Source organism: Nocardia sp. NPDC046763 (genome assembly GCF_040645495.1).
Lineage (GTDB): Bacteria > Actinomycetota > Actinomycetes > Mycobacteriales > Mycobacteriaceae > Nocardia.
The window spans coordinates 109004-122517 of the sequence record NZ_JBEYYI010000014.1; the positions used below are offsets into that span (position 1 = coordinate 109004).

A 13514-nucleotide genomic window follows, 5' to 3' on the forward strand; every position below is an offset into this window, starting at 1 on the left:
TCCGGCCCGCCCCGCGAGCTGGTTAGTCCGCAGCTATCTCGGCTGCACGCTTAAGAGATTGTTCAGTGAAATGCAAGGCGCGGCAGCGACGATTTCGTCAGAAAGTTCAAACGTCGTGCCTGCGTGTGGAGGGATGCTATGACGATCGAACGACCCGAGGCCGAGGCGACGATCGAACGACCCGAGGCCGAGGCGACGATCGAACGCCCGGAAGCCGAGGCGACGATCGAACGCCCGGAACCCGAAGGGGAGTTCCGCCGACCCCCGATGGACGGCCCACCGCCTGTATCGAATGTCTGGGTCTACAACGGCAAAGCCTACGACCTCAGCGACTGGATTTCCAAGCATCCGGGCGGCGAGTTCTTCATCGGCCGGACCAAGAATCGCGACATCACCTCGATCGTCGGTTCGTACCACAAGAATCCGGAGGCCATCGGCCGCATCCTGAAGAAGTACGCACTGGATCGCGACGCCCTACCCGAGGACATCCACCCCAAGGCCAACGCGCCCGCCTTCCTCTTCAACGAGGGCTTCGACAGCTGGCGCGACACCCCGCAGTTCACCTTCGACAACAAGGACGACCTGCTCCACCAGGTGAAGGCCCGGCTCAAGGAACCCGAGCTGGCCGGCCGCATCCGGCGCATGGACACCTACTTCAACATCGTGGTGGCCACGCTGGCCGTGCTGTACTTCGCGGTGCAGGGCCTGCGGTTGTTCGAGCGCAGCTGGATGCCGCTGCCGGTGTTCGTGATCGCCATGGTGTTGCTGCGCAGCTCGCTGGCCGGCTTCGGGCACTACGCCATCCACCGCGCCCAGAAGGGCATGAACAAGATCTACACGAATGCCTTCGACTTCAATTACGTCGCACTGGCTTTCGTGACCGCGGACGGCCACGCCCTGCTGCACCACCCGCACACTCAGAGTGAAGTCGACATCAAGAAGAACGTCTTCACCATGATGATGCGGGTCCCGCGGCTGTACCGGGTGCCGATCCACACCCTGCACAAGTTCGGTCACACCATCACCGGCATGACCATCCGCCTGCTCGACGTCTGCCGCCTCACCCGCAAGGTGGGCATCAAGGACATGTACGGCACCTGGGGCGGTGCGCTGCCGCACTTCATCGGTTCCTTCGGCGTGCGCTTCCTGCTGCTGGGCGAGCTGATCGTGTTCACCGTGATGGGCGACTTCTGGGCCTGGGCACTGCAATTCGTGATCACGCTGTGGATCTCCACCTTCCTGGTCGTGGCCAGCCACGACTTCGAACTGGAGACCGAGGAGATCGAGTCGAACTCCGAGGACTGGGGCGTCAACCAGATCGAGCAGGCCTACGACCTCAAGGTGGTCGGCAACCGCTACGTCGACTGCTTCCTGTCCGCGGGCCTGAGTTCGCACCGGGTGCATCACGTCCTGCCCTACCAGCGCAGTGGTTTCGCGAACATCGCGACCGAGGACGTGCTGCGCGAGGAGTCCGCGAAGTTCGGGGTGGAGTGGCTGCCGGCCAAGAGTTTCTTCACCGACCGCTTCCCCAAGCAGATCCGCACCTACATTCTCGCGCCGTCCGACGACGCGGTGGAGCGCAAGTGGGGGTTCGTCAAGGAGCACTTCTCACCACTTGCTCTGAAGACCTGCGCCGTCTACACGGTTCAGGGCTTCACCGGAATCGGAACCGTCTGAACCGATTCCACCACCGCGGTGCGTTCGCACATGCACCGGCCGCACCGCGGGTCGTCATATCGAAACGAGGGGAGAATTTCGTGTCAATCACCATCGATGAAGGGGGCGCCCGCCCTTCGACGGCGGCGACCCGGCTCGCGGGGGGCGAGCCCGGCTCGGCCTTCCTACATCGCGAAGGCTTCGCGCCCGCCCCGCTGCCGCCCACCCCGCCGACCACCGTCGGCGTGATCGAATCCATCGCGACCGGTTCGCCGGACCAGATCTTCTCGCAGGCCGACGCCGCCGCCCAGGTGGCCGGACTGTTCACCGATCCGGTGCAGCAGGCCCGGATTCCGCGGATCTACCAGAAGACCCGCATCACCACCCGCCACCTCGCGGTCGACCCGATCGACCCCGAATTCCTGTCCTACAGCAAGGAAGTCGGCACCATCCGGGACCGCATGAACACCTTCTACGAGCACGCGGTGCCGCTGGCCGTGGAGGTGGCCGGGCGCGCCACCGCGCATCTGGAGGACCGGGCGTCGCAGATCGGCATGCTGGTCTTCGCCACCAGCACCGGCTTCATCGCGCCCGGTGTGGACGTGGCCGTGGTCAAGCAACTGGGCCTGTCCCCCGCCGTCAACCGCGTCATCGTGAACTTCATGGGTTGCGCCGCGGCCATGAACTCGGTGCGCGCCGCGGTGGACTACGTCCGGGCGCACCCGGACAAGAAAGCGCTGGTCATCTGCATCGAACTGAGCTCGGTGAACGCCGTGTTCGACGACAATATCAACGATGTCATCATCCACAGCCTCTTCGGAGACGGATGCGGCGCGGTGGTGGTCGGGGCCAGCCAGCCGCAGCAGCCGCTGCCGGCCGGCGCGGTGGTGATCCGCGACAGCTTCAGCTACCTGTTCGACGACGCGGAGGACGGAATCGTCCTGGGCGTCAACGACAATGGCATCACCTGCGAGCTGTCGGAGAACCTGCCGCAGTACATTATGCGCGGCGTGGACCCGGTGGTGACCGGCGTGCTGGCGCGCAATGGCATGACCAAGTCCGACATCGACCTGTGGGCGATCCACCCGGGTGGCCCGAAGATCATCGAGGAGTCCGTGCGCTCGCTCGGCCTCGGCTCCGAGCAGGCGGCAACCAGCTGGGACGTACTCGCCGAGTACGGCAACATGCTCAGCGTCTCGCTGATCTTCGTGCTCGAGCAGATGATCGCGCAGCAGGCCACACAGCCGATATCGACCGGGGTGGCGTTCTCGTTCGCACCCGGCGTCACCCTCGAGGGTGTCGTCTTCGACATCATCCGCCCCTGATCCGGGCATCAGTTTCCGTCCAGAGAGCCCAGCAGCCATGCAACTCATCAGATTCCTCATCTCCATCTCGTGGATGCGGATCGCCGGCGTCATCGCCTCCGGTCTGGTCTGCGGTGCGGCCAATACCTACCTGGTGACATTGATTCGGGGAGTGGTGTCACCGGAACCGCATCCGGGCGTCACGGTGCAGGCGTTCGTCGCGACCGCGCTGATCATCCTGGTCAGCGGCGTGATCTCGCAGGTGCTGCTGATCCGGCTCGCGCAGGAGGCCATCTACCGCCTGCGCGCGGACCTGAGCGCTCGCATCGTGTCCGCGCCGCTCGAACACCTCGAGCGGCTCGGGCAGCACCGCCTCATCGCGACCCTGACCGAGGATGTGCGGTCACTGTCGCAGGCGGTCACCGCCATTCCGAGCATCTGCATCGACCTGGCGACCATCATCGGCTGCTTCGTGTTCCTCGCGATCGTGTCCGGCCCGATCTTCGCCACCACCGTCGTGGGTACCCTGCTCGGAATCGCCTGTGTCGAAACGGTTCTCAAGAAGGTGCGGCACCTGTACCAGGCCGCCCGCGAGAACGAGGACGGCCTGCTGCGGTCCTTCCAAGAGGTGTCGCTGGGCATCAAGGAGCTCAAGCTGCACCGCGGGCGGCGGCGCGACTTCATGGATCGGCAGCTGCTCGGCTCCGCTGAGCAGCTGCGGGTGCAGAACGTCGACGCCGGCTCCAAGTTCACCTTCGCCCAGGGTTTCGGCCAGCTGCTGCAGCTGGGCACCATGGCCCTGATCCTGTTCGGCCTGGCGCGCGCCCTGGACCTGCCGCAGAACGTCATGGTCGGCTACGTCCTGGTCACCACGTTCCTCTCGATGCCCATGCAGAACTTCATGCACCGCATTCCCGACCTGCTGCGCGGTGACGTGGCACTGGCCAAGATTCGCTCGCTGAATCTGTCCATCCAGACCGCGCACGACGAATCCACGCTGCCCTACACCGAGCGTCCTGCCGCCACCGCAGCGCGGCTGGAACTCAACGACGTCAGCTACAACTACCTGACCGAAGCGCCGCCGGCCTTCCCGCCCGTGCCGGGTGGTCCGCCGCCCGGCACCGGAGCGCACCCGGGTGGCGGTGCGCGGCCGCACTCCGGCGGCGGCGGACGACCCGGCGCACCCGGTGCGCCCATGGGCGGACGGCCCGGACCGCATCCGGGTGGCCGGCCCGGCGGCCCGCCGCCCGGCCACGGCCCGCGCGGCACCGATCGGCCGGATGTCAACGGCCACCGGTTCGTCGACCACGGCGGCCACCCCGTCCCGATGGGCGCGCCCATGGCGCCGCCCCAGGCCGACGGGTCCGGCTTCCACCTCGGACCGCTCGACCTGACCTTCTCACCCGGTCAGATCAGCTTCATCGTGGGCGGCAACGGCAGCGGCAAGTCGACGCTGGCCAAACTGATCACGGGCCTGTACGTCCCGCAGCACGGCCACCTGTCGCTCAATGGCGAGACGATCGACCACGAGAACATCGAGTGGTTCCGGCAGAACTCGTCGGCGGTCTTCACCGACTTCCACCTGTTCGAGGACTACCTGGGCTTCGACGAAGGCGTCGACGAGGAGGTCCGCAAGTATCTGAAGGAACTCCAGATCGACCACAAGGTCACCGTGGAGAACGGCCGACTGTCCACCATCGCGCTCTCCCAGGGGCAGCGAAAGCGCCTGGCGCTCTTGACCGCCCTGCTCGAAGATCGCCCGATCTACATGTTCGACGAGTGGGCCGCGGACCAGGAACCCAAGTTCCGCGACGTCTTCTACCGGGAAATCCTGGTGAAGCTCAAGGAACGCGGTAAGACCGTCATCGTGATCACCCACGATGACCGCTACTTCGACTGCGCCGACCAGATCGTGAAACTCGACTTCGGCCACATCGCCGAGGTCAAGGAACTCAGCCCGCCGCTCGCGGCCGCCGAGTAGGCACGAAATACGAAGGCCCCGTACCGATTCCGGTGCGGGGCCGGTCGTCTGTGCTCAACCGTCGATCTCCACTTCGGCCGCGACGGTGACGCAATAGCCGAGGGGCAGGGTGGTCATACCGACAGCTGTGCGTGCGTGCCGGCCGATCTCCGGGCCGAACACGTCGAGAACCACGTCGGAAAAGCCATTGATCACGGTCGTCGTGCCCGCGAAGCCGTGGTCGGCGTTCACCATGCCATTGACCATGAGCCACGCCGAGATCCGGTCCAGATCACCGAGTTCGACCTCCAGGGCCGCGATCATGGCCAGGGCCGCGCCCCGCGCGGATTCGGCTGCCGCGGCAGGCGATACGACACTCGGCACCTTGCCGAACGGACCGGCCGGACGCCCGTCGTCGGTGAGCGCACCGTGCCCCGACACCAGAACCCGCCGCCCCGAAACCCGAACCCACGCAAACGGAACATTCAGACCGGGCGGCGGCTTCACGACCGGAGGCAGCTGGATCCCCAACCCCGTCAACCGTTCCGCGACAACTCCCATGACCACCCCTTCCGATCCTGAATGATGGCATGCCGACCGGGAGTGAACGGCCCGATCGGCACCCGTGAGCATCAGCGGAGAGCGGCGGCCTTGCGGCGGGCGGCGGCTGCCTTCTTGGCGGCGGTGGCCTGGGCGTCGGTCTTCGGGGCGGCCTTCTTGGCCGGAGCCTTCTTGGCTGCCTTCTTTGCTGGCATGGGTTCGGCGAGGGAAGCGGACCGGGCGGCGAGGACGTCCTTCAGGAACTGGCCTGTGTAGCTTTCCGGGACTACGGCAATGTCTTCCGGGGTGCCCTGGGCGATGACCAAGCCGCCGCCGGAGCCGCCCTCGGGGCCCAAGTCGAGGACCCAGTCGGAGGTCTTGATGACGTCGAGGTTGTGCTCGATGACGATGACCGTATTGCCCTTGTCCACCAGGCCGTTGATGACAGTCAGGAGCTTGCGGATGTCCTCGAAATGCAGACCGGTGGTGGGCTCGTCGAGGATGTAGATGGTGCGGCCGGTGGAACGCTTCTGGAGTTCGGCGGCCAGCTTCACGCGCTGGGCCTCACCGCCGGAGAGCGTGGGGGCGGACTGGCCGAGACGAACGTAGCCGAGGCCGACATCCACCAGGGTCTTGAGGTAGCGGTGGATGGAGGTCACCGGCTCGAAGAATTCCGCCGCCTCCTCGATCGGCATATCGAGGACCTCGGCGATGGTCTTGCCCTTGTAGTGCACCTCGAGGGTCTCGCGGTTGTAGCGCGCACCGTGGCAGACCTCACAGGGGACGTACACGTCCGGGAGGAAGTTCATTTCGATCTTGAGGGTGCCATCACCCGAGCACGCCTCGCAGCGGCCGCCCTTCACGTTGAAGGAGAACCGGCCCGGCTGATAGCCGCGCACCTTGGCCTCGGTGGTGGCCGCGAACAGGGTGCGGATCTTGTCGAAAACGCCTGTGTACGTAGCCGGATTCGAGCGCGGCGTGCGGCCGATCGGCGACTGGTCGACCTGCACCAGCTTGTCCAGGTGATCGAGACCGTTGACGCGGGTGTGGCGGCCGGGCACCTGCCGCGCGCCATTCAGCTTGTTCTGGAGAACAGTGGCCAGAATGTCGTTGACCAGCGTCGATTTACCCGAACCCGACACGCCGGTGATCGAAGTCAGCACGCCCAGTGGGAAACTCACGTCGATGTTCTTCAGGTTGTGCTCGATCGCGCCGACCACCGTGAGCTGCTTGCGTTTGTCGATCGGCCGCCGCACCAGCGGCACCTCGATCTGCTCACGGCCGGAAAGGTAAGCGCCCGTGAGCGATCCCTTGTCCTTCAGCAGCCCCTCGTACGGACCCGAGTACACCACCTGACCGCCGTGCTCACCGGCCAGCGGGCCGATATCGACCACCCAGTCCGAGGCGTGAATGGTGTCCTCGTCGTGCTCGACCACGATGAGCGTATTGCCGAGACTCTTCAGCCGCGTGAGGGTTTCGATGAGCCGGCGATTGTCGCGCTGGTGCAGGCCGATCGACGGCTCGTCCAGCACGTACAGCACGCCCACCAGGCCGGAACCGATCTGGGTGGCCAGGCGAATACGCTGCGCCTCACCGCCGGACAGCGTGGCCGCGGCGCGCGAGAGCGTCAGGTACTGCAGACCGACATCCAGCAGGAAGCCCAGACGAGCCTGGATCTCCTTGATCACCTGCGCCGCGATCGCCGCCTGGCGATCGTCGAGGGTCAGGGAGTTCAGGAACTTCGCGGCATCACCGATGGACAGATCCGACAGGTCCGCAATGGATTTGCGCTCCGGCCCCGCCGACAACGTGACCGCCAGAATCTCCGGCCGCAGTCGCGCGCCATTGCAGACGGGGCACGGGATGTCCCGCATGTACCCGTCGTAGTGCTCCTTCATCGCCTCCGATTCGGTGGCGTCCATGCGCCGCTGCAGGAACGGCATCACGCCCTCGAAATCGGCATAGTACGAACGCTTGCGGCCGTAACGGTTGGTGTAGGAGACGTGCACCTGCTCGGAGCTGCCCTCCAGCACCGCCTTGCGGGCCTTGAGCGGCAACTGGTTCCACGGCGTGTCCATGGAGAAGCCGATGGCCTCGGCCAGGCCCGACAGCAGACGGGTGAAGTATTCGGCGGTCTGGCCGCGCGACCAGGGCGCGATCGCACCGTCAGCGAGGCTCAGATCCGGGTCCGGCACAACGAGATCCGGATCGACCTCCTTCCGGATACCCAGACCCGTGCAATCCGGGCAGGCGCCGTAGGGCGAGTTGAAGGAGAACGATCGCGGTTCCAGATCCTCGATATCGAGGGGATGCCCGTTCGGGCAGGCCAGCCGCTCGGAGAAGCGCCGTTCGCGATCGTGGGCGTGCTCGTCGCGATCCACGAAGTCCAGCACCACGATGCCGTCGGCCAGCCGCAGCGCGGTTTCGATCGAATCGGTCAGGCGCTGTTTGGAACTCGGCTTCACGGCGAGGCGGTCCACGACCACCTCGACGTCGTGCTTCTCCTGCTTCTTCAGCTTCGGCGGATCGGTCAGCGGATGCACCACGCCGTCGACCCGAACCCGCGAGTAGCCCTGCGAGTTCAACGACTCGAACAGGTCCACGAATTCGCCCTTGCGGGTGCGCACCACGGGCGCGAGCACCTGGAACTTGGTGCCCTCCTCCATGTCCAGCACCTGATCCACGATCTGCTGCGGGGTCTGCTTGGCGATCAGATGACCACAGACCGGGCAGTGCGGGGTGCCCGCGCGCGCGAACAGCAGACGCAGATAGTCGTAGACCTCGGTGATGGTGCCGACCGTGGACCGCGGATTGCGGTTGGTCGACTTCTGGTCGATGGACACCGCCGGGGACAGGCCCTCGATGAAATCCACATCCGGCTTGTCCATCTGCCCCAGGAACTGGCGGGCATACGCGGACAGCGATTCGACGTACCGCCGCTGACCCTCGGCGAAAATCGTGTCGAAGGCGAGCGAGGATTTTCCGGACCCGGACAGACCAGTGAAAACGATGAGACTGTCGCGGGGTAGGTCGAGATCGACCCCTTTGAGGTTGTGCTCCCGCGCTCCGCGCACCGTCAGGCGATCCGCCACTGGCCATCCTTCCAACGTTTCAGCATCCAGACATACCCCCGACGCCATGCTAGGGGCACCCACCGACAAGTTTGATTACGCGTGCTGAAACGCTGGTCACAGTCTGTTTATTGCGAGATGTGACTAGACCGGCCGATCGGCGGGCACGGCCGTGGCGCCCGCCACACTCGGCAGCGCCCGCCGCACACAGCCCGCGATGGCCCGCGGCTGCAGGACCCGATCCCGGTCCCGGTCGCGCGAGCGGCCCTCGGCGCCGGCCGCGGTGACCAGCGCGAGATCGCCGTCGAAGCGCCGATACAGCAGCCGACCGCGGCGAGTATCGGCATCGGTGAAGAACAGATAGGGCAGCCCGCCCAGGCACAGCCGGGCCCTCGCCTCGTCTTCGAGCAGGACCGGCACGCCGTCGCGCATCCGGCCCTGGGTCCGCACGCCGAGCGGACCGGTCCAGCAGACCACCGCCTCGGATCCGGTCTCGGCATCGATGAACAGGTGCGCGTCGTAATCCATGGCATCCAGCACCCGCGCCGCAGCGGCGGGTGTGGCCACCTGTAATCGACAGTCCTTGCGCCGCACGATCGGTCGCGGCTCGGTCACCGCGGACAGCGAGGGCCGCGCGGGATCCGGCCAGGGCCGGGACAATTCGTCCGGCGGGCAGCCCAGCCGCAGATCCAATCGCTCCAGCGCGAAGGTCGCCGCGAACCGCCCCGGCCCGGCGACCTGCACCCGGAACGCCTTCGCCGGCGTCCGGACACCCGCCTGCACCAGCGTGGTCTCGTCCTCGGAGTCGGGCCAGCGCAGGCGTGCCCGCACCGGCCCTTGGACCCCGTGCCGGCGCAGGATCCTGCCCAATCCGCGCACCACCCGGGTCACCTCCCCCGACGGGACGGGCCCGTGCGTGGTCACCACGAAATCCGGATCGAGTCCACTCGACCACACGTCGAATGCGCCCATAGCCGACCCCGCTCTCCCTGTTCCGACCCGGCAACGCGCCTCCATGGCAACACACCACGGTCACCCTCGACAGTGCCGAAGGTCCCGAAACAGACCACTTTCGGGGAAGAGTCTCCGACAAAAGATTGCCGGATAAATCTCCGGACTGTTCGGGCGCCGGAAATTAGGGACCTTCGGCGGTATCCGCACCTCTTCCCGCGAGATACGTTTGCCCCTACCATTTCGCGCGCCCACGACCCGAGCTTGGAGGCCGTCGTGATCAAAGTCTTCCTGGTCGACGATCACGAGATCGTCCGCCGCGGTCTGACCGACCTGCTGGAGGAGGATCCCGAACTGACCGTCGTCGGCGAGGCCGGTGACGTCGCCCAGGCACTGGCACGGATCCCGGCACTGCGCCCCGACGTGGCGGTGCTGGACGTACGCCTGCCCGACGGCAACGGCATCGAACTGTGCCGCGACCTGCTCGCCGACATCGACGACCTGCGCTGCCTGATCCTCACCTCCTACACCGACGAACAGGCCATGATGGACGCCATCCTGGCCGGCGCCAGCGGCTACGTGGTCAAGGACATCAAGGGCATGGAGCTGGCCAAGGCCATCAAGGAGGTGGGCGCGGGCCGTTCGCTGCTGGACAATCGCGCGGCCGCCGCGCTCATGACGCGGCTGCGGCGCAGCACCGAATTCGACGGCCCGCTGGCCGGTTTGACCGATCAGGAACGCAAGCTGCTGGACCTGCTCGGCGACGGCCTCACCAACCGGCAGATCGCGGAACGGATGTTCCTGGCAGAGAAGACCGTCAAGAACTACGTGTCCCGGCTGCTGGCCAAACTCGGCATGGAACGCCGCACCCAGGCCGCCGTCCTGGCCTCGAAATTGCGTACGGGACAGCCACGTTCGGCATGACGACCATCCGGCAACCTCGACCCGAATAGAATCCCGCTTGCCGTGTCGTATCCGCCGGACCGCAGGACAACCATGCACGACACACCCCGCACCGGTCCCTACTCGGTGCGTGAAACGCTGTCGCAGTTGCGATTACGCGAACTACTCACCGAGGTCAAGGACCGGGTCGAACAGATCATCGACGCCCGGGATCGCATCGACGGGCTGGTCGAGGCCATGCTCGCGGTCACCTCCGGCCTCGATCTGGACCAGACCCTGAGCACGGTCGTGCGCGCCGCCACCATCCTGGTCGACGCCCGTTTCGGGGCGCTGGCGGTGCGTGGGCACGAACAACAGCTCAGCCAATTCATCTTCCGCGGCATCGACGAGCAGACCCGGGTCCGGATCGGCGCGCTGCCCGAGGGGCACGGTGTGCTCGGCCGGCTACTCGATGTGCCCGAACCGCTGCGCCTGGACGACCTCGCACGCCATCCGGCCGCGACCGGATTCCCCGCGCACCATCCGGTCATGCGCACCTTCCTCGGCATGCCGGTGCGAATCCGCGGCGACGTCTTCGGAAACCTGTATCTCGCCGAGAAATCCGGCGGGCACCCCTTCACCGAGGACGATGAGGTGCTGCTGCAGGCGCTGGCCGCCGCGGCCGGCATCGCCGTCGACAATGCCCGGCTCTACGAGCAGGCCCGCACCCGGCAGGCATGGATCGAGGCCACCCGCGATATCGCCACCGAATTCCTGGCCGACACCGAACCCAGCAAGGTGCTGGCCCACGTGGTCGAGCATGCCCGCGAGCTGACCGCCTCCCGACAGGCGCTGCTGGCCGTGGTCGCCGATCCCGACGACACGCCCGAAGACGTCGCCGAACTCGTTGTGGCGCAATGGTCCGGCCCCGACGAGCCGGCGGACGGGCACGCGGTAAGCACGGTGTCCACCGCCGTCGGGCAGGCCCTCATCACTCGCACCCCGCTGCGCTTCGACGACGCCCGCCACATCGATCTGGGCACGCCCATCGCCGATATCGGCCCGGCCCTGGTGCTGCCGCTGCACACCCCGGACTCCACCCTGGGCGTGCTGATCACGCTGCGCGCCGCCGAATCCGCGCCCTACACCGACGAATTGGTGGAGCTGATCGCCGCCTTCACCGATCAGGCCGCGCTGGCCATGCAACTGGCGGTGGCACAGCGCCGCATGCGCGAACTCGACATCCTGACCGACCGCGACCGGATCGCCCGCGACCTGCACGACCACGTCATCCAGCGGCTGTTCGCCATCGGGCTCTCGCTGCAGGGCACGGTGCCGCGCGCCCGGGTCCCCGAGGTGCAGAAGCGGCTGGCCGACGCCATCAACAATCTGCAGGACGTGGTGGAGGAGATCCGCACCTCCATCTTCGACCTGCACGGCGGCGACGGGCACAGCACCCGGCTGCGCCAGCGCATCGAACGCGCGGTCAAGCAGCAGACCACCGCCACCGACATCCGGGCACTCATGCACATCACCGGACCGCTGTCGGTGGTCGAGCCGGCGCTCGCCGATCACGCGGAAGCCGTGGTGCGCGAGGCGGTCTCGAACGCGGTCCGGCATTCCGGGGGCGACACCATCACCATCGACATCGGCGTGGCCGACGATCTCACCATCGTGGTCTCCGACAACGGCCGCGGCATTCCGGACGACATCACCCCCAGCGGCCTGACCAACCTGGCCCGGCGCGCCGAACAGTCCGGTGGCAGCCTGGCGGTGTATCCGCGGCGCGATCCGAGCGGCGACGGCACCGGGACGAAACTGCACTGGTCGGTGCCACTGCATTGACTCGCTGAGATCGAGCGTTATCGACTCGGCGAGATCTCGGGTGTCGTCAGCCGACCGGGCCGAGCACCACCGCGGAGTTGTTGCCGCCCATGCCCAGCGCGGTCTTCACCGTGATGCCGTCGACGCCGTGCCGGACGCCGTTGACCAGATTGGGATGCGCGGGCGCCACGATCGGGGCCGACACCAGCAGCCCGCGCTCGTAACCCATTGCCGCGACGGCCACTTCGACCCCGGCCGAGGCGGCCTGGCAGTGCCCGACCAGCGGCTTGAGCGCCACCACCGCCGGGCGATCGTCGAAAAGCTCCGCCAGCAGCGCGGTTTCGGCTGCGTCGCACTGGGCGGTGCCGGAACCGTGCGAGTTGAGGTAGGCGACCTCGTCGGGACGGACATCGGCGCTGTCCAGGGCGCAGCGCACGCACTCGAAAATCTGGGAGTAGGACGGCTCCACGGAGATCACATGGTGGCCGTCGTTGGACATGGCCCCGCCGAGCATCGCCGCATAGGGTCGCTCGGCGTCGCGGGTCGCCAGGAACGCGACCGAGGCCTCGCCGAAAACGAAGCCGCGGCTGCCCTGCTGGAAGGGCCGGCAGGCATCGAGGGGGTCGGCGTCGTCGACCGCCGCGCCGAGTGTGACGAACGGCTGCACCATCTCCGGAATCCCGGACAGGTCGGTCGCGACCACCAGCACGTCGTCGGCGATGCCCTGGGCCAGCCACAGCTGCGCGGTGACCAGGGCCACGTTCGCCGAGGAGCAGGCTGCGGTCACGTTCATGGCCGGGCCGTGAAACCCGAACTCGCTCATCAGCATCGACACCGGGGTCGAGGGAAGAAGTCGAAGATAGTCGCGCGAGCGCCGCTGCCCACCCTCGACGGTGTAGAAGTCCCGCCACTCGTAGGCGTTTCCGAGCACGATGGCGTGCAGCAGGCCGACCGTCCGGCCGGGCCGCCAGCAGCGTTCGCGCGCGTCGGCCACCGCCTCGCGCGCCGAGCCGATGACCGCCCGTAGGTAGCGGCTGGGCGGTAGATCCGGATCGCCGCCGTTCGGTATGCGGGCAATCCACCCCTGCCGATCGCGTCCGGGCCCGTACCCTGGAAAGAGCCGGGCTGCCGGTTTGCCGGTCAGCAAACCTTCCCAGAGGGTTTCGCGGCCCCAGCCGTACGCGGTGACGGCGCCGATGCCGGCAAGCGTCATATGATCTTGATGCCGACCTGCGGTCACCGGGACGGGGATGGTGCCAGGCATTTGCATCGCTCCTCTCGGGCCGTTGCCCGTAATGATCACCACTCACGGGCCGATGCTGTGTG

At 66.9% G+C, this 13514-nt stretch carries 9 protein-coding genes; 5 read left to right on the top strand and 4 right to left on the bottom strand.

Going from position 1 to position 13514, the window contains the following annotated elements; genetic code table 11:
- Nucleotides 1–267: 267 nt before the first annotated feature.
- From ABZ909_RS23140 to ABZ909_RS23150, 3 genes are all read left to right on the top strand, one after another.
- Nucleotides 268–1677, top strand: a complete 1410-nt coding sequence (locus ABZ909_RS23140; protein WP_357003085.1) for a fatty acid desaturase — start codon at nt 268–270, stop codon at nt 1675–1677.
- Between the two features lie 194 nt (nt 1678–1871).
- Nucleotides 1872–2981 (top strand): 3-oxoacyl-[acyl-carrier-protein] synthase III C-terminal domain-containing protein, encoded by a 1110-nt coding sequence (locus ABZ909_RS23145; RefSeq protein WP_357003087.1) that lies wholly within the window; start codon nt 1872–1874, stop codon nt 2979–2981.
- Nucleotides 2982–3018: 37 nt separating this feature from the next.
- On the top strand, nt 3019–4941 hold the full coding sequence (locus tag ABZ909_RS23150) for an ATP-binding cassette domain-containing protein (protein WP_357002907.1): 1923 nt from the start codon (nt 3019–3021) through the stop codon (nt 4939–4941).
- Between the two features lie 54 nt (nt 4942–4995).
- Here the strand turns inward: ABZ909_RS23150 and ABZ909_RS23155 are convergent, their stop codons facing one another.
- The 3 genes from ABZ909_RS23155 to ABZ909_RS23165 all read right to left on the bottom strand — a co-directional run bounded on the left by ABZ909_RS23155 (nt 4996) and on the right by ABZ909_RS23165 (nt 9503).
- A complete protein-coding gene (locus ABZ909_RS23155) occupies nt 4996–5481 on the bottom strand; it encodes a RidA family protein (protein WP_357002909.1) in 486 nt (161 codons plus the stop codon).
- Nucleotides 5482–5552: 71 nt separating this feature from the next.
- Nucleotides 5553–8552, bottom strand: a complete 3000-nt coding sequence (uvrA, locus tag ABZ909_RS23160; RefSeq protein ID WP_357002911.1) for an excinuclease ABC subunit UvrA — start codon at nt 8550–8552, stop codon at nt 5553–5555.
- A 123-nt stretch (nt 8553–8675) separates the two neighbouring features.
- Nucleotides 8676–9503, bottom strand: a complete 828-nt coding sequence (locus ABZ909_RS23165) for a sigma 54 modulation/S30EA ribosomal C-terminal domain-containing protein (protein WP_357002913.1) — start codon at nt 9501–9503, stop codon at nt 8676–8678.
- A 255-nt stretch (nt 9504–9758) separates the two neighbouring features.
- On the opposite strand from ABZ909_RS23165, the gene ABZ909_RS23170 reads away from it, so the two are divergent.
- Together ABZ909_RS23170 and ABZ909_RS23175 are read left to right on the top strand one after the other, a co-directional pair.
- A complete protein-coding gene (locus ABZ909_RS23170) occupies nt 9759–10406 on the top strand; it encodes a response regulator transcription factor (protein ID WP_357002915.1) in 648 nt (215 codons plus the stop codon).
- A 72-nt stretch (nt 10407–10478) separates the two neighbouring features.
- On the top strand, nt 10479–12209 hold the full coding sequence (locus tag ABZ909_RS23175; RefSeq protein ID WP_357002917.1) for a GAF domain-containing sensor histidine kinase: 1731 nt from the start codon (nt 10479–10481) through the stop codon (nt 12207–12209).
- Nucleotides 12210–12255: 46 nt separating this feature from the next.
- Here ABZ909_RS23175 and ABZ909_RS23180 read toward each other — a convergent pair whose 3' ends face one another.
- A complete protein-coding gene (locus tag ABZ909_RS23180) occupies nt 12256–13401 on the bottom strand; it encodes a beta-ketoacyl synthase N-terminal-like domain-containing protein (RefSeq protein WP_357002919.1) in 1146 nt (381 codons plus the stop codon).
- Nucleotides 13402–13514: the final 113 nt, after the last annotated feature.

What these genes read in the sequence shown, in the direction of transcription:
- ABZ909_RS23140 (WP_357003085.1), top strand. Translation starts at nt 268, where the DNA reads ATGGACGGCCCACCGCCTGTATCGAATGTCTGGGTCTACAACGGCAAA.
- ABZ909_RS23150 (WP_357002907.1), top strand. Translation starts at nt 3,019, where the DNA reads ATGCAACTCATCAGATTCCTCATCTCCATCTCGTGGATGCGGATCGCC.
- ABZ909_RS23155 (WP_357002909.1), bottom strand. Translation starts at nt 5,481, where the DNA reads ATGGGAGTTGTCGCGGAACGGTTGACGGGGTTGGGGATCCAGCTGCCT.
- ABZ909_RS23165 (WP_357002913.1), bottom strand. Translation starts at nt 9,503, where the DNA reads ATGGGCGCATTCGACGTGTGGTCGAGTGGACTCGATCCGGATTTCGTG.
- ABZ909_RS23175 (WP_357002917.1), top strand. Translation starts at nt 10,479, where the DNA reads ATGCACGACACACCCCGCACCGGTCCCTACTCGGTGCGTGAAACGCTG.
- ABZ909_RS23180 (WP_357002919.1), bottom strand. Translation starts at nt 13,401, where the DNA reads ATGACGCTTGCCGGCATCGGCGCCGTCACCGCGTACGGCTGGGGCCGC.